Source organism: Pseudomonas sp. H2_A10 (assembly GCF_054680085.1).
Map to the genome: position 1 here is coordinate 3,425,250 of NZ_CP162821.1, position 18,993 is coordinate 3,444,242.

An 18,993-nucleotide genomic window follows, 5' to 3' on the forward strand; every position below is an offset into this window, starting at 1 on the left:
CATGTCCATCGCGCAAAAGCCCGACTCGGGCCCGGTGATCCACGACTGGCGCCCTGAAGACCCGGCGTTCTGGGGTGCCAGCGGTAAAAAGACCGCGACCCGCAACCTGTGGATTTCGATTCCCGCGCTGCTGCTGGCCTTCTCCGTGTGGATGGTCTGGAGCACGGTGATCGTGCGTCTCAACGCCATCGGCTTCAGCTTCACCACCGACCAACTGTTCTGGCTGGCCGCGCTGCCGGGTTTGTCCGGCGCGACCTTGCGAGTGTTCTACTCGTTCATGGTGCCGATCTTCGGCGGGCGTCGCTGGACCGCGCTGAGCACCGCCTCCTTGCTGCTGCCGTCGCTGTGGATGGGCTTCGCGGTGCAAGACCCCAACACCCCGTACAGCGTGTTCGTGCTCATCGCCTTGTTGTGCGGTTTCGGTGGCGGCAACTTCGCTTCGAGCATGTCCAACATCAGCTTTTTTTACCCCAAGGCCCAACAGGGCACCGCGCTGGGCCTGAATGCCGGCCTGGGTAACCTGGGCGTGTCCGTGATGCAGTTCTGCGTGCCGCTGGTGATCACGTTCGGCGTGTTCGGCTTGATGGGCGGGCAACCGCAGACGCTGGCCGATGGCAGCCAGTTGTGGTTGCAGAACGCCGGGTTTATCTGGGTGCCGTTCATTCTCGCCGTTACCGTGGCGGCCTGGTTCGGCATGAACGACCTGTCCAGTGCGCGTGCCTCGTTCAGCGAACAGGCGGTGATCTTCAAGCGCAAACACAACTGGCTGATGTGCTGGCTATACCTGGCGACCTTCGGTTCGTTCATCGGCTTCTCGGCGGCGTTTCCGCTGCTGATCAAAACCTCGTTCCCGGATGTGGTAGCACTCAAGTTCGCCTTCCTCGGCCCGCTGGTCGGTGCGCTGGTACGCCCGCTGGGCGGCTGGCTGGCAGACAAACTGGGCGGTGCGCGGGTGACCTTGTGGAACTTCGTGCTGATGATCGTGATGGTGTTCGGCGTGCTGCACTTTCTGCCGCAGAACGGGCAGGGCGGCAGCTTCTACGGCTTTCTCGGCATGTTCATGCTGCTGTTCATCACCACCGGGGTGGGCAACGGTTCGACCTTTCGCATGATCCCGGTGATCTTCCGTACCCTGCATGAACAAGCCAGCGCCGGCAAACCTGCGGCGGTGCGCGAGCAAGCCCTGAAAGACGCCGGCAAGGAATCGGCCGCCGTGCTGGGTTTCAGCTCGGCCATGGGCGCGTTCGGCGCGTTCTTCATTCCCAAGTCCTTCGGCACGTCCATGGCCGCCACCGGCAGCCCGGCCATGGCGTTCTACATGTTTGTCGGTTTCTACCTGAGCTGCATTGTCGTGACCTGGTGGTGGTACGCCCGCAAAGGCTGCGCCACACCCTGCTGATCGACCACGAATTCGCGGGGCAACGCACCCCACGGCACGCCTGATGAGGAAAGCACCATGAGTCACTTACTGGATCAACTGCGGTTCTTCAACCGCAAGCAAAATGAATTCTCCGACGGTCACGGCGAGACCCGCAAAGAGTCCCGCGACTGGGAAAATGTCTACCGTTCGCGCTGGCAGTACGACAAGATCGTGCGCTCCACCCACGGCGTGAACTGCACCGGCTCGTGCTCGTGGAAGATCTACGTGAAAAACGGCCTGATCACCTGGGAGACCCAGCAGACCGACTACCCGCGCACCCGCAACGACCTGCCCAACCACGAGCCCCGTGGCTGCCCGCGCGGCGCCAGCTACAGCTGGTACATCTACAGCGCCAACCGGCTCAAGTACCCCAAGATCCGCAAACCGCTGCTCAAATTGTGGCGTCAAGCGCGCCTGACCCTGCCGCCGGTGGAAGCGTGGGCGAGCATTGTCGAGGACAAGGTCAAGGCCGAGTCGTACAAGAGCAAGCGCGGCATGGGCGGTTTTATCCGCTCCAACTGGGAGGAGGTGAATGAGATCATCGCCGCCTCCAACGTCTACACCATCAAGCAATACGGCCCGGACCGCATCGTCGGCTTCTCGCCGATCCCGGCCATGTCCATGGTCAGCTACGCGGCGGGCTCGCGTTACCTGTCGCTGCTGGGCGGTGTGTGCCTGAGCTTCTACGACTGGTACTGCGACCTGCCACCGGCCTCGCCGATGGTGTGGGGCGAGCAGACCGACGTGCCGGAATCGGCCGACTGGTACAACTCCAACTACATCATCGCCTGGGGCTCCAACGTCCCGCAGACCCGCACCCCCGACGCACACTTCTTCACCGAGGTGCGCTACAAGGGCACCAAGACCGTGGCCATCACCCCCGACTATTCGGAAGTGGCCAAGCTCACCGACCTGTGGCTCAACCCCAAGCAGGGCACCGACGCCGCGTTGGCCCAGGCCTTCAACCATGTGATCTTCAAAGAGTTTCACCTGGATAAACCGAGCGCGTATTTCACCGATTACGCCAAGCGCTTCACCGACCTGCCGGTGCTGGTGACGCTCAAGCCCATGAGCGGCTTCGCACCGGGCGCCGGTTTCCAGCCCGACCGCTTCCTGCGCGCCTCGGACCTCACCGGCAACCTCGGCCAGGACAACAACCCGGAATGGAAAACCATCGCCCTCGATGAGAGCGGCGCGTTGGTCTCGCCACAAGGCTCCATCGGCTACCGCTGGGGCGAGAAGGGCAAGTGGAACATCCTCGCCAAGGAGGGCGGTGAAGGCCGCGCCATCGACCTCAAACTCAGCCTGATCGGTGATGACGTCGCCGAAGTGGCCTTCCCGTATTTTGCCGGTGAAGCCCACGAGCATTTCCAGCATGTGGCCGGCGATGCGGTGCAGTTCCGCCGCGTGCCGGTACACAGCGTGACCCTGGCCGACGGCACGGTGGCCAAGGTCGCCACGGTGTTCGACTTGTCTGCCGCGAACCTGGCCATCGACCGTGGCCTGGGCGGTAGCAACGTGGCCAGAGACTACGACGACGCCAGCGTGCCGGGTACCCCGGCGTGGCAGGAAGCGATCACCGGCGTCAGCCGCGAAAAAGCCATCCAGATCGCCCGTGAGTTCGCCGACAACGCCGACAAAACCCGTGGCCGTTCGATGATCATCGTCGGCGCGGCGATGAACCACTGGTACCACATGGACATGAACTACCGTGGGCTGATCAACATGCTCATGCTCTGCGGTTGCGTGGGCCAGACCGGCGGCGGCTGGGCCCACTACGTCGGCCAGGAGAAACTGCGCCCGCAATGCGGCTGGCTGCCCCTGGCCTTCGGCCTGGACTGGAGCCGCCCACCCCGCCAGATGAACGGCACCAGCTTCTTCTACGGCCACAGCTCCCAGTGGCGCCACGAGAAGATGAACATGCACGACGTGCTCTCGCCCCTGGCCGACAAGTCGCAGTTCCCCACCCATGCCCTGGACTACAACATCCGCGCCGAACGCGCCGGCTGGTTGCCCAGCGCGCCGCAACTCAACACCAACCCGCTGCATATCTGCCGTGATGCGGCAGCGGCGGGCATGGACCCCAAAGACTACGTGGTCAAGTCGTGGCAGGACGGCAGCCTGCGTTTCGCCTGCGAACAGCCGGACAGCCCGGTGAACTTCCCGCGCAACATGTTTATCTGGCGCTCCAACCTGCTTGGCTCCTCGGGCAAGGGCCACGAGTACATGCTCAAGTACCTGCTGGGCACCAAGAACGGGGTGATGAACGAAGACATCGGCTTTGGCGGCGAAAGCAAGCCCACCGAAGCCGAATGGGTCGACGACGGCGCCATCGGCAAGCTCGACCTGGTGACTACCCTGGACTTCCGCATGTCCTCCACCTGCGTGTATTCCGACATCGTCTTGCCGACCGCCACCTGGTACGAAAAAGACGACATGAATACCTCGGACATGCACCCATTCATCCACCCGTTGTCGGCGGCCATCGACCCGGCGTGGGAGTCGCGTTCGGACTGGGAAATCTACAAGGGCATCGCCAAGGCGTTCTCGGCCATGTCGGTCGGCCACCTGGGCGTGGAGCAAGACCTGGTCACCGTACCCTTGATGCACGACAGCGTCGGCGAACTGGCCCAGCCGTTCGGCGGCACCGATTGGAAAAGCGCCGGTGTGGCGCCGGTGCCGGGCAAGAACGCGCCGAACATGGCAGTGGTGGAGCGCGACTACCCGAACATCTACAAGAAATTCACCTCGCTGGGCCCGATGCTGGAAAAACTCGGCAATGGCGGCAAGGGCATCAACTGGAACACCGACGATGAGGTGCAGTTCCTCGGCGAACTGAACCACCACGAAGGCGACGCCGGTATCAGCCACGGCCGGCCGAAAATCGACACGGCCATCGATGCGGCCGAGGTGATCCTGTCCCTGGCGCCGGAAACCAACGGCCACGTGGCGGTCAAGGCGTGGGCGGCGTTGTCGGAATTCACCGGCATCGACCACAGCCACCTGGCGCTGCCCAAGGCCCACGAGGCGATTCGTTTTCGCGACATCCAGGCGCAGCCGCGCAAGATCATTTCCAGCCCCACCTGGTCGGGCCTGGAAGACGACCACGTGAGCTACAACGCCGGCTACACCAACGTTCATGAAAATATCCCGTGGCGCACCATCACCGGCCGCCAGCAGTTCTACCAGGACCACCCGTGGATGCAGGCGTTCGGCGAGCAGTTGATGAGCTACCGGCCACCGGTCAACACCCGCACCATCGAAGGCGTGAAGGGCAAACGCAGCAATGGCGAGACCGAGATCGTGCTGAACTGGATCACCCCGCACCAGAAGTGGGGCATCCACAGCACCTACAGCGACAACCTGTTGATGCTCACCTTGAGCCGTGGCGGGCCGATTGTGTGGCTCTCGGAAATCGACGCCAAGCGCGCCGGCATCGAGGACAACGACTGGATCGAATGCTTCAACGTCAACGGCGCGCTCACCGCCCGTGCGGTGGTCAGCCAGCGTGTCAAGGAAGGCATGGTGATGATGTACCACGCCCAGGAACGCATCGTGAACGTACCCGGTTCGGAAACCACCAAGACCCGTGGCGGCCACCACAACTCGGTGACCCGCGTGGTGCTCAAGCCCACCCACATGATCGGTGGCTACGCCCAGCAGGCCTACGGTTTCAACTACTACGGCACGGTCGGTTGCAACCGCGACGAATTCGTCGTGGTGCGCAAGATGGCCAAGGTCGACTGGCTCGATGGCTCCAGCGGCGATGACTTGCCGCGCCCATTGCCGACCGATATCGAGGAGAACTGAGATGAAGATTCGCTCACAGATCGGCATGGTGCTGAACCTGGACAAATGCATCGGCTGCCACACCTGCTCGATCACCTGCAAAAACGTGTGGACCAGCCGCGAAGGCATGGAATACGCCTGGTTCAACAACGTCGAGTCCAAGCCGGGCATCGGCTACCCCAAAGAGTGGGAAAACCAGGACAAGTGGAAGGGCGGCTGGGTGCGCAACGCCAACGGCTCGATCAACCCGCGCATCGGCGGCAAATTCCGCGTGTTGGCGAACATCTTCGCCAACCCCGACCTGCCGAGCCTGGACGACTACTACGAGCCGTTCGACTTCGACTACCAGCACCTGCACACCGCGCCCCTGGGCGAGCACCAGCCCACCGCCCGCCCGCGTTCGGTGGTGTCGGGCAAGCGCATGCAGAAAATCGAATGGGGCCCCAACTGGGAAGAAATCCTCGGCACCGAGTTCGCCAAGCGGCGCAAGGACAAGAACTTCGACCAGATCCAGGCCGACATTTACGGCGAGTACGAAAACACCTTCATGATGTACCTGCCACGCCTGTGCGAGCACTGCCTGAACCCGGCGTGCGCGGCCTCGTGCCCCAGTGGCGCGATCTACAAGCGCGAAGAAGACGGCATCGTGCTGATCGACCAGGAAAAATGCCGTGGCTGGCGCATGTGCATCAGCGGCTGCCCGTACAAGAAAATCTACTTCAACTGGAAAAGCGGCAAGTCCGAGAAGTGCATCTTCTGCTACCCGCGCATCGAAGCCGGCATGCCTACCGTGTGCGCCGAAACCTGCGTGGGGCGTATTCGTTATCTGGGCGTGTTGCTGTACGACGCCGACCGCATCAGCGAGGTGGCGAGTACCGCCAGTGAGCAGGATCTGTACGAGAAACAGCTGGAAATCTTCCTCGACCCGAACGACCCGGCGGTGATCCGCCAGGCCCTGGCCGATGGCGTACCGCAGTCGGTGATCGACTCGGCCCAGCGTTCGCCCGTCTACAAGATGGCGGTGGACTGGAAACTCGCACTGCCGTTGCACCCGGAATACCGCACCTTGCCGATGGTCTGGTACGTGCCGCCGCTTTCGCCGATCCAGAACGCTGCGGCCGCCGGCACCGTGGGCATGAACGGGGTAATCCCGGATGTCGACAGCCTGCGCATTCCGCTGCGTTACCTGGCGAACATGCTCACCGCCGGCGATGAAAAACCGGTCAAGCGAGCGCTCAAGCGCCTGCTGGCGATGCGGGCCTTCAAGCGCTCCCAGCAAGTGGACGGCGTCGAAGACCTGCAAGTGCTCGAAGACGTCGGCCTGAGTGTAGAACAGGTGGAAGAGATGTACCGCTACCTGGCCATCGCCAACTACGAAGACCGTTTTGTGGTGCCCAGCGCCCACCGTGAAGACGCCATGAGCGACGCGTTCGCCGAGCGCTCCGGTTGTGGGTTCAGCTTCGGCAGCGGTTGCAGCGGCAGCTCCGACACCAACATGTTCGGCGCCAAGAAGGCCAACCGCCGCGACGTGCTCAAAACCGTACAGATCTGGGAGGACTGAGCCATGCGCATTCTCAAAGTGATTTCGCTGCTGCTGGATTACCCCACCGAGACCCTGGTGAACGGCCGCGACGAATTGGAACAGGCGATCATCGAATCGCGGGAAATCAGCCCCAAGCAGCGCGGCGCGTTGTTTGAGCTGCTGGAGCTGATCTGCGCCAACGACCTGATGGACGGTCAGGAACACTACGGCGCGCTGTTTGGCCGGGGGCGTTCGTTGTCGCTGTTGTTGTTCGAACACGTGCACGGTGAGTCCCGCGATCGTGGCCAGGCCATGGTCGACATGATGGCCCAGTACGAAGCGGCCGGCTTTGCCATCGGCGTCAAGGAGCTGCCGGACTATATCCCGCTGTATCTGGAGTTTTTGTCCACCCGCGAAGACATCGAGGCCCGCGAGGGCCTGGCGGATGTGGCGCACCTGCTGGCATTGCTCGCCGCGCGTCTGGAAGAGCGTGAGAGCGCTTATGCCGGTTGCTTGCGTGCGCTGTTGCAGATCGCCGGCGCCGAGCCGCACCAGGCCGTGGCTGAAGTGCGCGCCCAGGTCGCCGCCGAACCGCGCGACGACTCCCTCGAAGCCCTGGACAAAATCTGGGAAGAGGAAGCGGTGGACTTTATGCAGGCCGAACAGCAGGACCGCTGCAGTTCGCTACCGAGCGCGCCGGGCAAGGCCCGCGAAGAAAGCGCGGTGCCGTTGCATTGGGTGGATTTTCAGCGAGAAGGCCAGGCCAGCGTGCCGGCCGGGGAGGTGGGTAATGTCTAAGTGGAATTTGCTGGTATTCGGGGTCTACCCCTATGTGGCCCTGGCCATCTGTCTGTTGGGCAGTTGGGCGCGGTTCGACCTCTCGCAGTACACCTGGAAGGCCGGCTCCAGCCAGATGCTCAATAACCGTGGCATGCGCGTGGCGAGCAACTTTTTCCATGTCGGCGTGCTGTTCGTACTGGCCGGGCATTTTGTCGGCCTGCTCACCCCGGCGTCGGTCTACCACCATGTGATCAGTACCGAAAACAAGCAACTGCTCGCGATGGTTTCCGGCGGCTTCTTCGGCCTGCTGTGCCTGGTGGGCTTGCTGATGCTGGTCAAGCGGCGCCTGAGCGACCCACGGGTGCGCGCGACGTCGAGCCCGTCGGACATCCTGATCCTGCTGGTGCTGCTGGCGCAATTGCTGCTGGGCTTGCTGACCATCGTGGCCTCCACCGGCCATATGGAGGGCTCGGTGATGGTGATGCTCGCCGACTGGGCACAGAACGTGGTGCTGTTGCGGCCGGTGCAGGCGGCCGAGTCGATCGCGCCGGTGTCGCTGATCTACAAGGCCCATGTGGCGCTGGGCCTGACCCTGTTCGTGCTGTTCCCGTTTACCCGCCTGGTGCACATGGTCAGCGCACCGATCTGGTACCTGGGGCGTCGTTATCAAATCGTGCGGCAAAAGTGAGGAGAACAGCATGAGCAGTGGATGCGGATGTGGTGGCGGCAATGGCGGCAGCGGCGGTTGCGGTTCGTCGGCCAAAGAGGCGGTGGTTGAAGTCGCAGTGCCGCTTGAGCCTGAGTTGATCGCCAGCAGTGAGCAGGAATGGCCGATCATCAGCGTCAACGGCGTGCCGGTCACGCCCGAGGCGATGGCCCTGGAGTTGCAGTATCACCCGGCCGAAAGCCGCGAGGCGGCGGTGTACCTGGCCGCCCGTGCGCTGGTGATCCGCGAGCTGTTGCAGCAGCGGATTGCCGAGCTGGGCCTGGCAGGGGACATTGCCCCCGGCGAAAACCAAGAAGAAGCGGCCACGCGTTTGTTGCTGGAGCGCGAGGTCACGGTGCCCGAGTGCGACGAGGCCACCTGCTTGCGTTACTTCGATAACAACCGTGGGCGCTTTCACAGTGCGCCGTTGTTGGCGGTGCGGCACATCCTGCTCGAATGCGCGCCGGACGATAGCGAGGCGCGCGATCTGGCGCACAGCCAGGCAGAAGTCTTGCTGCTGAGCCTGGAAGAGCAGCCGGGCCAGTTTGCCGAGTTGGCCCTCAAATACTCGGCGTGCCCGTCCAAGGCCCAGGGTGGTTCGTTGGGCCAGGTGAGCAAAGGCCAGACTGTGCCGGAGCTGGAGCGCCAGTTGTTCACCCTGGCACCGGGCCTGGCCGCCAAGCCTTTGGAGAGCCGTTATGGCTGGCACGTGATCAACGTCGACCAGCGCGTCGAAGGCCAGCCGCTGCCGTACGAAGCGGTGGCGGTGGCCATTCGCACCCAACTGCAACAGGGCGTGTGGCAGAAGGCGTTGGTGCAGTACCTGCAAACCCTGATCGGCGCGGCGGACATTCGCGGCATCGCGTTGCAGGGTGCCGACTCGCCGTTGGTGCAGTGACATGAGCCTGTTGGATGGTGTGGGCCGCTCCATCGATTACCTGCGCTTGTCGGTGACCGACCGCTGTGATTTTCGCTGTGTGTACTGCATGGCGAAAAACATGACCTTCCTGCCGCGCCAGCAGGTGTTGACGCTGGAAGAGCTGCAGCGGCTGGCCGCGTTGTTCGTCGGCCAGGGCGTGCGCAAGATCCGCCTTACCGGCGGTGAACCGCTGATCCGCCCGGGCATTGTCGGCTTGTGCCGCAACATCGCCGCGTTGCCGGGGCTGCGTGAACTGGTGATGACCAGCAATGGCTCGCAGTTGGCGCGATTGGCCCGGCCGTTGGTGGAGGCGGGGGTCAAGCGCATGAATATCAGCCTCGACAGCCTGGACGCCTCACGCTTTCGCGCGATCACCCGCAACGGTGATCTGCGCCAGGTGCTGGCCGGTATCGAGGCGGCCCGGGAGGCGGGGTTCGAACGGGTCAAGCTCAACTGCGTGGTGATGAAGGGGCGCAATTTTGATGAGGTGCCGGGGTTGGTGCGGTATGCCATCGATCAAGGTATCGACATCAGCTTTATCGAGGAAATGCCCTTGGGCGATGTGGGGCGCTCGCGCGGGGAGACGTTTTGTTCCAGCGATGAAGTGCGCGCGGTGATTGCCCGTGAACATGGTTTTGTGGACAGCACCGAGAACAGCGGCGGACCGGCGCGGTATGTGCGCTTGGCAAGGCATCCGGCAACGCGCATCGGGTTTATTTCGCCCAACTCCCACAACTTCTGCGGCAGTTGCAACCGCGTGCGCATGACGGTGGAGGGGCAGTTGTTGTTGTGTCTGGGGCAGGAGCAGGCGGTGGATTTTCGGGGGTTGTTGCGCCGCTATCCGCTGGACGATGGGCCGTTGGTCGAGGCGTTGGTTCGTGGGTTGAAGGGCAAGCCGTTGCGGCATGACTTTACCGGGGCGGGGGAGGTGCAGGTGGTGCGGTTTATGAACATGAGTGGGGGGTAGGGCGGTGCCTCAATGTGGGGGCTTGCTCCCGATGAGGGCGTGTCAGTTGATGCATCGGTTGCTGACCCACTGCCATCGGGAGCAAGCCCCCTACCACATTTTTGATCTCCATACATCAGATAGGCCTCAGTCTGCTTTGGTTTTTGATCTGGCTTTTGATCGTGATCTCAGGCGCCCCATTAAACACGCTGGCCGAACGCAGGCTTGAATCCGTGGGTAACCCGGCAGGACGCCGGGTTAGCCGCCCCGCGCCATGGATGGCGCGTGGCGGCGGCCCACGGATTCAAGCCTGCGTTCGGGCACACCGAGCCTAAGCGAGGTGCCGAGTGTTGGGGCAAGAGCGTTTTGCTTACTTTTGCGCTGTTCAAAAGTGAGCCGCCGTAAGGGCGGAACCATAGGCGGCCGTTACCTAAATAACGGATATACCCCAATCAAAAAACCTTGACCCCAATCAAGGGGCGCTCACCCCGTTTTCCGTAATCTCACTGCATCTTGTGTCTACTCATTAATAAATCACTATATGTGGTGCCTGGAGCCCTGAAAATGCAACCCACGCTCACCCCGCTGTTCAGCACTCGCCTACACAAGCGCGACGGCAGCCTCGCCCCCTTCAACCCGGAAAAAATCCGCCAGGCGCTGATCGCCGCCGGCACCGCCACCGGCGAATATCAACCCGCCGATGTCGACCTGCTGCTGGGCGCCGTCCTCGCGCGCCTTAAGGGCATCGAGCAGTTGGACGTCGAACAGATCCAGGACAGCGTCGAACGCGTACTGATGGACGCCGGCTACTTCCTCTCCATGCGCGCCTACATCGTCTACCGCGAACAACACGGGCGCCTGCGTCGCGACCGCAAGACCCTGGTGGAAGTCGCCACCTCGATGAACGAATACCTCGACCGAGAAGACTGGCGCGTACAGGCCAATGCCAACCAGGGCTATTCCCTCGGCGGGTTGGTGCTCAATGTGTCGGGCAAGGTCACCGCCAATTATTGGCTCGATGAGGTCTACAGCCAGCAGATCGGCCGCGCGCACCGTGAGGCGGATTTGCATATTCACGACCTCGACATGCTCGCCGGTTACTGCGCCGGCTGGTCGCTGCGTTCGTTGTTGCACGAGGGCCTCAATGGCGTTGCCGGGCGCGTCGAAGCGGGGCCGCCCAAGCATCTGAGCAGCGCCCTGGGGCAGATGGTCAACTTCCTCGGCACCCTGCAAAACGAATGGGCCGGCGCCCAGGCGTTCAGTTCGTTCGACACTTACCTGGCGCCCTATGTGCGCAAGGACCAACTGAGCTACGCCCAGGTGCGTCAGGCGGTGCAGGAGTTCATCTACAACCTCAACGTGCCGTCGCGCTGGGGCACCCAAACGCCGTTTACCAACCTGACCTTTGACTGGGTCTGCCCGGAGGATCTGCGTGAGCAAATCCCGGTGATCGGTGGTGAGGAAATGCCGTTTGCCTACGGCGACCTGCAGGCCGAAATGGAGCTGATCAACCGCGCCTATATCGAAGTGATGCAGGCGGGCGACGCCAGGGGCCGGGTATTCACCTTTCCGATTCCCACCTACAACATCACCCACGATTTCCCCTGGGACAGCGACAACGCCGACCGCCTGTTCGAGATGACCGCGCGCTATGGCTTGCCGTATTTCCAGAACTTCCTCAATTCCGATATGCAGCCCAACCAGGTGCGCTCGATGTGCTGTCGCCTGCAACTGGACGTGCGTGAGTTGCTCAAGCGCGGCGGCGGGCTGTTCGGGTCGGCGGAGCAGACCGGCAGTCTGGGGGTGGTGACGATCAACTGCGCGCGCCTGGGCTATCTGTTCAAGGGGGACACCTCGGGCCTGCTGCAACGCCTGGACAGCCTGATGGACATGGCCATGGAAAGCCTGGAGGTCAAGCGCAAGGTGATCCAGCACCATATGGACGCCGGCCTCTACCCCTACACCAAGCGGTACCTGGGCACCCTGCGCAATCACTTCTCCACCATTGGCCTCAATGGCATGCACGAGATGCTGCGCAATTTCAGCGGCGATGAGCAGGGCATGCACACCGAGCAGGGCCGCGCGTTTGCCCTCAAGCTGCTCGACCATGTGCGTGCCACGTTGCTGCGGTTCCAGGAAGAAACCGGCCACCTCTACAACCTCGAAGCCACGCCGGCCGAAGGCACCACTTACCGCTTCGCCAAGGAAGACCGCAAGCGCTACCCCGACATCCTGCAGGTCGGCAGCGATGTCGCGCCGTATTACACCAACTCCTCGCAATTGCCGGTGGGCTTCACCCAGGACCCATTCGAAGCGCTGGAGCTGCAAGATGAACTGCAATGCAAATACACCGGCGGCACCGTATTGCACCTGTACATGGCCGAGCGGATTTCCTCGACCCAGGCGTGCAAGCAGTTGGTGCGCAAAGCCCTGGGACGTTTCCGCCTGCCGTACCTGACGATCACCCCGACGTTCTCGATCTGCCCGGTGCACGGCTACCTGGCCGGTGAACATGAGTTCTGCCCCAAGTGCGACGAAGTGCTCGCCCTGGCCGCTGCGCGATAAAGCGTTTTTCAACCCTCAAGGAGCTACACCATGCAAACATCCCAGCCACAACGTCAGCGCTGCGAAGTCTGGACCCGGGTGATGGGTTACCACCGGCCGGTGTCGGCCTTCAACCCCGGCAAACAGTCCGAGCACAAGGAGCGTGTGCATTTCACTGAAGCGGCCGCCGTGGCCGGGCGCCAATGAGTCGAGCGCTACGGGTCGGGGGCCTGGTGCCCCTGACCACCCTCGACTATCCCGGCATGCTTGCCTGCGTGCTGTTTTGCCAGGGCTGTGCCTGGCGCTGCCGTTACTGCCACAACCCGGACCTGATCCCGCCGCGCGCAAGCACTGAGGTGGATTGGCGCCGGGTGTTGCTGTTTTTGCAACGGCGTCAGGATTTGCTCGACGCCGTGGTGTTCAGCGGCGGCGAACCGACCTTGCAGGAAGGCTTGCCGGCGGCCATGGATGAAGTGCGCGCGATGGGGTTTCGGGTCGGCCTGCACAGCGCGGGGATCAAACCGACCGGTTTTGCCAACGCGCTGCGCCATGCCGATTGGGTCGGTTTTGATGTGAAGGCGCTGGCCGAAGACTGCCGCTCGATCACCCAGGTCAAGGGCAGCGGCGCCGCCAACTGGCGCAGCCTGGAGGCCTTGCTGGCCAGTGGCGTGGACTACGAATGCCGCACCACGGTGCACTGGCACCTGATCGACCCCGCCCGCCTGCTACTGCTGGCCCAGCGTTTGCAAGCCAGTGGCGTAACGCGTTTCGCCGTGCAGCTGGTGCGCACGGCCAGCATGCTCGACCCGCACTTGGCGCGCGCGCCGGTACAGGCGGCACTGCCCGAGCTATGGGGCCGACTGCGGGCGTTATTCCCCGCGTTTGTACTGCGAGGGTGATGCACGCCCTCAACAGGATTTTTATAGATGCTGCCCATGTTGGGCAGGCTTTCATCAGGGATATCAGAATGAAGCAATTAACCACGGCTCAACGCATTGTCATCGGTTTCGCGATTGCGCCGTTGGCCCTGGTCGGCTTGGTGTTTTACGCCCTGCACGACCTGGCAACCCTCAAGCAGCAATCGGAACAGATCGTGCAACAGGACTGGCCGAAAATCGCGCCGATCATGGTGATTGCCACCGGTGTGCGCGATAACGGGCGCAACACCCGCGACCTGCTGATCGACCAGGACAACCCACAGGCCCAGGCCGCCATCGGCACTACGCGCCAGCGCATCACCGACGCTTTCGGCGCCCTCGAACCGCTGCTCGATACCGCCGAGGGCAAGGCCGCGTATGCCACCTTGAAAACCCATCGTGAAGCCTACGTGGCCGCGTTTACCCAGGTGCAGGCGCTGATCAGACAGGGCGCCCGCGAGCAGGGGCTGGCGCAGCTCAAGCAACAGGTGATGCCGGCCGAACTGGAAGTGTTCAAGAGCCTGGATGCCCTGATGACCCTGCAGGGCCAGGTGTTCGCCGAGCGCCGGCAGGCGGCGCAGAGCCTGTATGACGAGGCGCGGCGCAACATGCTCGGGCTGTTCGTGCTGTGCCTGGCGCTGGTGATAACGGCTGCGGTGATGGTTACCCGCAGCGTGCTCCGGCCCTTGGGCGGCGAGCCGTCTGAAGCGGCGCGGGTGTTGAACCATATCGCCGAGGGCGACCTGACCATCGTGGTGCCCGTGGGCAACAGTGCCGAGGGCAGCGTGATGCGCAACCTGCACCGGATGCAGCAGAACCTGAACCAGATGGTGCGGCACATCGCGGCGTCGGTGGACGGCGTGGCCAGCTCCTCCGAGGAGTTGAGCGCGGTCAGCGGCCAGACCAGCAGCAGCTTGCAGGCCCAGGGCCAAGAGATCGAACAGGCCGCCACGGCGGTGAATCAAATGACCGCCGCGGTCGATGAAGTGGCGCGCAATGCCGTGAGCACCAGCGAGGCCTCGCGTCTGTCCGAGCAGACCGCCCAGCGCGGCCAGGCCCAGGTGCAGCAAACCGTGGCGTCGATCAACACCCTGGCCAACGGCGTGGTGGAAACCTGCGAACGCATCCAGCAACTGGCCGTGCGCGTGCAGGACATCAGCGGCGTGCTGGAGGTGATCCGCAGCATTGCCGACCAGACCAACCTGCTGGCCCTCAACGCCGCCATCGAAGCGGCCCGCGCCGGGGACGCCGGGCGCGGTTTTGCCGTGGTCGCCGATGAGGTACGTGCGCTGGCCCATCGCACTCAAACCTCGACCCAGGAGATCGAGCAGATGATCGGCAATATTCGCCATGACACCGAACACGCGGTGGCGGCGATGCACAGCAGCAGTGAGCGGGTGCAGACCACCTTGGGCGTGGCGCAGCGTTCGGGGGAAGCGTTGGAGGAGATCACTCGGTCTATTTCGCAGATCAACGAGCGCAACATGCTAATTGCCAGCGCCACCGAAGAGCAGGCGCTGGTGGCGCGGGAGGTGGATCGTAACCTGGTGGGGATTCGTAGTTTGTCCCAGCAGGTATTGCAGGGCGCATTGCATACAGAGACGGCAGGGCACGACTTGGCGGGGATGGCGGGGGCGCTGCATCAGATGGTGGCGCGGTTCAAGGTCTAGTAACCGACCGGTATTGTTCGTCGATCACAGTTCCACTGTGGGAGGGGGCTTGCTCCCGATGGGGGAGTGTCAGTGAGTGCATCGTTTGCTGACCCACTGCCATCGGGAGCAAGTCGAATCGTCGCACCGGGGCCTGTCATAAATTTTGTGTTCGGGCATAACATGTTGATAGAGGTGCATGTATGCCGACCAAAAAGAAACCGGCCCGTGAGGCCCCGCGAGACCTTCCATCCATTCCCCAAGAGCTGATCGACCAGTTCGTCAGCGGCCCGATGAGTGCCGAAGCCATTCAGGATGCCTCGATGGCGTTCAAAAAGGCGCTGATCGAGCGAGCTCTTGGTGCCGAGTTGGGCCACCACCTTGGCTACCCTCAGGGCGCGGAGCGCCCTGAGGAATCGAGTAACCAGCGCAACGGCAAGAGCGGAAAAACGGTGCTAACCGATGACGGTCCGCTGCGTTTGGACATTCCCAGAGACCGTGATGGAAGCTTTGCTCCGATTCTGATCCCCAAACACGAACGGCGTTTTACCGGCTTCGATGACAAGATTATCGCGATGTATGCCCGAGGCATGACGGTTCGCGAAATCCGGGCGTTTCTCTCTGAACAGTACGGAACAGACGTCTCTCACGATTTCATCAGCTCAGTCACTGACGCAGTGTTGGAGGAGGTTACCGCCTGGCAACAGCGACCGCTTGAACCGATGTACCCGGTAATTTTCTTCGATGCATTGCGAGTCAAAATTCGCGACGAAGGCCTGGTTCGCAACAAAGCGATCTACTTGGCACTGGGAGTATTGCCGGACGGAACGCGAGATATTCTGGGCATTTGGATTGAAACAACCGAAGGCGCCAAATTTTGGATGAAGGTCTTTAACGACCTGAAAACCCGAGGCGTCGAAGACGTCTTGATCGCCGTAACTGACGGTCTCAAAGGCATGCCCGAAGCGCTGAGTGCTGTGTTTCCTGAGACGACGTTGCAGACCTGCATCGTCCACCTGATCCGTAACAGCCTCGATTACGCCCCGTGGGATAAGCGCCGTGAGCTGGCCAAGGCACTGAAACCGATCTATCAAGCACTCAATGCTGACGCCGCAGAACAAGCGCTACTGGCTTTCGAAGCCGGGCCTTGGGGTAAGCAATATCCGACAGTCGTATCGGCTTGGAAACGTGCTTGGGATCGAGTTATACCGTTCTTCGTGTTTCCCCCGGCAATACGCAAAGTGATCTACACAACCAATGCCATCGAGAGTATCAATGCCCAGTTGCGCAAGGTCATCAAAACGCGAGGCCACTTCCCAACGGATGAGGCCGCGACAAAGCTAATCTGGCTGGCATTACGAAATATCACCGCGAACTGGGGCAGTGCGGCTCATGATTGGAAGAACGCAATGAATCAATTTGCGATTCTGTACGGAGATCGATTTATCAGGCCGACCTGGTAAAGATAGGGCCTGCCTGACGGCAGGCCTTAACCGGCCCGAACACAAAAAATCTGACACTCTCTCGCACGCCCCTCCCACAGGTGGATCTGCCTACATCGGGTGGACCTCAGTCTGTTGCGCCGTTCAAACGCGAGCCGTTACCCAAACAACGGATGGGTACTCATCCCCAAAACTGCAACCACCCTCCAAATCCCACCACCCCGTTACTCACCAGAACACACAACCAAGCCGCCCACCGCGATTGCACCCCACCCAGCTGCCGCCACCCCAACCACAAACACCAGCCCATCGCGCCGAGCAAAATCGCCGCGCGAACCGGCTGCACCCAGCCCAACACCCACCCCTCATAGCGCAACAACTTCACCGTGGTCGCCGACAAGCCCAGGAACAACCCCGCACCACCCAAGGGCGTCAAGGTCAGGGCCAGGGGCCGAAACAGTGCGCGATCACCCGCTACGCGCGCGGCCAGGCGCAGCAGCAGCCAGCATCCGCCACCGAGCAGCAATGAGCTGCCCGCCAGATACAGCACGATGCAAACACCGTCGAGCCAACTGAAACTGTCATTGAGCTGCGGATAATGGGTCAGCAGCCACCACGGTGCATTGTCTTGCAGCGGCCATAGCCAATCATGGCTCACCAGCCATTCGGCCAGGCCCTGCTTGAGGGCGATGAACCACGGGCTGATGGTCCAGTGGAACGCGCCCATGGCCAAGCCGATCACGCCAAACAGCAGCAGCCGTGCATCCCACACCGAGCCGGGTTGGCGCGGTGCCTGGAGGATTTCCTGGTTGCACGAGCGCGCGATCAGTTGGACCGCCCCCCGTTGCCCGCTGCAGCGCCCGCACGCGTGGCACTCGCTGGCGCCTTGCAGGCGGCGGATGTCCAGCAGTGGCGCGCAGTTGGGTAATGGCAGGCGCGGGGCGCTATTGGCTTTCCAGCGTTGTTCATCCACCGCAAAGTGCACGGGCGCCAGGCGGGCGAGCAGGGCGAATACGCCGCTGACCGGGCACAGGTAGCGGCACCACACGCGTTTGCCGCGTACGAACAGCAGGCCGACGATCACCGCCGCCACGGTCGAGCCACCGAGGATCAGCAACGCAGCCTGAGCGTAGTCATACACGCTGATCAACTGGCCGTAGAGGGTGGTCAGACCAAAACCTACGGTGGGCCAGCCACCCCAGCGCAGCCAGTGTGGAATGCCCAGGCCACGGCCATGCCGGCTGGCCCATTCGCTCAATGAGCCTTCCGGGCAGAGCACGCCGCACCACAGGCGCCCGAATAACACCATCGACAGCAATACGAACGGCCACCAGACACCCCAGAACAGAAATTGTGCGAGCCGCGTCAGGTTGTCCAGCAGGCGCGCCTGGCTGTCCGGTAGCGGCAGCAGGGCGGGCACCACCAACAGCACGGCGTAGGCCAGCACCACCACCCATTGCACGGCGCGGATCAACCGGGCATGGCGGCGCATACCATCGCCCAGGGGCTGCAGCCAGTTCATGGCCGTGACCGGCGCAAGCCGTTGCCCACCGCCAACCAGTAGCCCAGCAGCACCAGCAAGGTGATCAGGCTGGGTGCGGCGCGGTAGCCGGCAAAGTCGGCGAGCAGCGCGCCCAGGCCATGGCTGTCACTGAGCAGGGCGCTGCTGTCCCAGCGGCTTTCGCCGACAGCGCTGTAGACCCAGTCGGGCATGTCCATGGCCAGCAGTTGCCCGCTGATGCGGTCCACGGCGGCGACCAGCAAGGCACCGCCCAACAGCAGCAACAGCGCTTCGCTGAGGGCAAAAAAGTGCGACCACGAGATAAAACGCCGACTGCTGCGCAACAACACCACCGTGAGACCGGCCAACACCAGGCCCAGCACGCCGCCGATGGCGAACAAGCCCAGCGCCGTATCGTGCAGCCGTGCGCCGGCACCGTACAGGAACACCACGGTTTCGCTGCCTTCGCGGCTCACCGCCAACAGCGCCAGCAGCATCAGCCCCCAACCGCCCTGATGGGCCAGGCGCTGGTCGGCTTCGCGTAGCAGGCTGTGCTTGAGCGTGGGCGCGTGGCGGTGCATCCAGAACACCATCTGCACCATCAACCCGCTGGCCAGCAGCGTCATCAGCGCTTGCAGCCATTCACCCTCGGCGCCGGTCATGGTGTCGCCGGCCCACAGCATCAACCCGGCCAGGCCCGCCGAACCCAGCAACCCCGCCAACACCCCGGCCCAAAGGAAACGGGCCAGGCGCGAATGGCCGCTCTGGCGGCTGATCCAGGCCTGCAAAATGCCGATCACCAACAGCGCTTCGACGCTTTCGCGCCACACAATAAACATCGCTTGATTCATCAACGGC

The 18,993-nt window shown here is 62.7% G+C and carries 12 protein-coding genes and 1 pseudogene; 11 read left to right on the forward strand and 2 right to left on the reverse strand.

The window, feature by feature from the left end; genetic code table 11:
• Position 1 precedes the first annotated feature (1 nt).
• The 11 genes and pseudogenes from AB4O23_RS15990 (at position 2) to AB4O23_RS16040 (ending at position 16,655) form a co-directional block, all read left to right on the forward strand.
• A complete protein-coding gene (locus AB4O23_RS15990; protein WP_460059968.1) occupies positions 2-1,399 on the forward strand; it encodes a NarK family nitrate/nitrite MFS transporter in 1,398 nt (465 codons plus the stop codon).
• Positions 1,400-1,456: 57 nt separating this feature from the next.
• Entirely contained in the window at positions 1,457-5,230 is a 3,774-nt protein-coding gene (locus AB4O23_RS15995; RefSeq protein ID WP_460059969.1) for a nitrate reductase subunit alpha, read from the forward strand.
• Position 5,231: 1 nt separating this feature from the next.
• Positions 5,232-6,770, forward strand: coding sequence for a nitrate reductase subunit beta (gene narH, locus AB4O23_RS16000; RefSeq protein ID WP_017527366.1), 1,539 nt, complete (start codon positions 5,232-5,234; stop codon positions 6,768-6,770).
• A 3-nt stretch (positions 6,771-6,773) separates the two neighbouring features.
• Positions 6,774-7,529, forward strand: a complete 756-nt coding sequence (gene narJ, locus AB4O23_RS16005) for a nitrate reductase molybdenum cofactor assembly chaperone (RefSeq protein ID WP_065878797.1) — start codon at positions 6,774-6,776, stop codon at positions 7,527-7,529.
• Positions 7,522-8,199 (forward strand): respiratory nitrate reductase subunit gamma, encoded by a 678-nt coding sequence (narI, locus tag AB4O23_RS16010; protein ID WP_065878799.1) that lies wholly within the window; start codon positions 7,522-7,524, stop codon positions 8,197-8,199. The genes narJ and narI overlap by 8 nt, the downstream gene beginning before the upstream one ends.
• Before the next feature lie 10 nt (positions 8,200-8,209).
• Positions 8,210-9,115: a peptidylprolyl isomerase gene (locus AB4O23_RS16015; RefSeq protein ID WP_065878801.1), complete on the forward strand. Its 906-nt coding sequence runs from the start codon at positions 8,210-8,212 to the stop codon at positions 9,113-9,115.
• 1 nt (position 9,116) lies between these two features.
• Positions 9,117-10,103 carry a GTP 3',8-cyclase MoaA gene (moaA, locus tag AB4O23_RS16020; protein ID WP_460059971.1) on the forward strand — a complete coding sequence of 329 codons (987 nt, stop codon included), beginning with the start codon at positions 9,117-9,119 and terminating at the stop codon, positions 10,101-10,103.
• A 543-nt stretch (positions 10,104-10,646) separates the two neighbouring features.
• A pseudogene (locus tag AB4O23_RS16025) lies at positions 10,647-12,830 on the forward strand (ribonucleoside triphosphate reductase); the annotation flags it as partial.
• Positions 12,830-13,525, forward strand: coding sequence for an anaerobic ribonucleoside-triphosphate reductase activating protein (locus AB4O23_RS16030; protein WP_217855112.1), 696 nt, complete (start codon positions 12,830-12,832; stop codon positions 13,523-13,525). The pseudogene AB4O23_RS16025 and the gene AB4O23_RS16030, both read left to right, overlap by 1 nt.
• A gap of 68 nt (positions 13,526-13,593) precedes the next feature.
• The gene (locus AB4O23_RS16035) at positions 13,594-15,213 is read left to right on the forward strand and encodes a methyl-accepting chemotaxis protein (protein ID WP_065878807.1); all 1,620 of its coding nucleotides are present in this window, start codon (positions 13,594-13,596) and stop codon (positions 15,211-15,213) included.
• Positions 15,214-15,395: 182 nt separating this feature from the next.
• Positions 15,396-16,655 carry an IS256 family transposase gene (locus tag AB4O23_RS16040; protein WP_015372597.1) on the forward strand — a complete coding sequence of 420 codons (1,260 nt, stop codon included), beginning with the start codon at positions 15,396-15,398 and terminating at the stop codon, positions 16,653-16,655.
• Between the two features lie 160 nt (positions 16,656-16,815).
• On the opposite strand, the gene AB4O23_RS16045 is transcribed toward AB4O23_RS16040, so the two are convergent.
• Positions 16,816-18,156 carry a 4Fe-4S binding protein gene (locus AB4O23_RS16045; protein WP_217855108.1) on the reverse strand — a complete coding sequence of 447 codons (1,341 nt, stop codon included), beginning with the start codon at positions 18,154-18,156 and terminating at the stop codon, positions 16,816-16,818.
• Positions 18,153-18,986 (reverse strand): FTR1 family iron permease, encoded by an 834-nt coding sequence (locus tag AB4O23_RS16050; protein WP_017527376.1) that lies wholly within the window; start codon positions 18,984-18,986, stop codon positions 18,153-18,155. Before AB4O23_RS16050 ends, AB4O23_RS16045 begins: the two co-directional genes overlap by 4 nt.
• Positions 18,987-18,993: the final 7 nt, after the last annotated feature.

Coding starts and splice junctions, on each gene's coding strand:
- AB4O23_RS15990 (WP_460059968.1), top strand. CDS start 2: ATGTCCATCGCGCAAAAGCCCGACTCGGGCCCGGTGATCCACGACTGG.
- AB4O23_RS15995 (WP_460059969.1), top strand. CDS start 1,457: ATGAGTCACTTACTGGATCAACTGCGGTTCTTCAACCGCAAGCAAAAT.
- narH (WP_017527366.1), top strand. CDS start 5,232: ATGAAGATTCGCTCACAGATCGGCATGGTGCTGAACCTGGACAAATGC.
- narJ (WP_065878797.1), top strand. CDS start 6,774: ATGCGCATTCTCAAAGTGATTTCGCTGCTGCTGGATTACCCCACCGAG.
- narI (WP_065878799.1), top strand. CDS start 7,522: ATGTCTAAGTGGAATTTGCTGGTATTCGGGGTCTACCCCTATGTGGCC.
- AB4O23_RS16015 (WP_065878801.1), top strand. CDS start 8,210: ATGAGCAGTGGATGCGGATGTGGTGGCGGCAATGGCGGCAGCGGCGGT.
- moaA (WP_460059971.1), top strand. CDS start 9,117: ATGAGCCTGTTGGATGGTGTGGGCCGCTCCATCGATTACCTGCGCTTG.
- AB4O23_RS16030 (WP_217855112.1), top strand. CDS start 12,830: ATGAGTCGAGCGCTACGGGTCGGGGGCCTGGTGCCCCTGACCACCCTC.
- AB4O23_RS16035 (WP_065878807.1), top strand. CDS start 13,594: ATGAAGCAATTAACCACGGCTCAACGCATTGTCATCGGTTTCGCGATT.
- AB4O23_RS16040 (WP_015372597.1), top strand. CDS start 15,396: ATGCCGACCAAAAAGAAACCGGCCCGTGAGGCCCCGCGAGACCTTCCA.
- AB4O23_RS16045 (WP_217855108.1), bottom strand. CDS start 18,156: ATGAACTGGCTGCAGCCCCTGGGCGATGGTATGCGCCGCCATGCCCGG.
- AB4O23_RS16050 (WP_017527376.1), bottom strand. CDS start 18,986: ATGAATCAAGCGATGTTTATTGTGTGGCGCGAAAGCGTCGAAGCGCTG.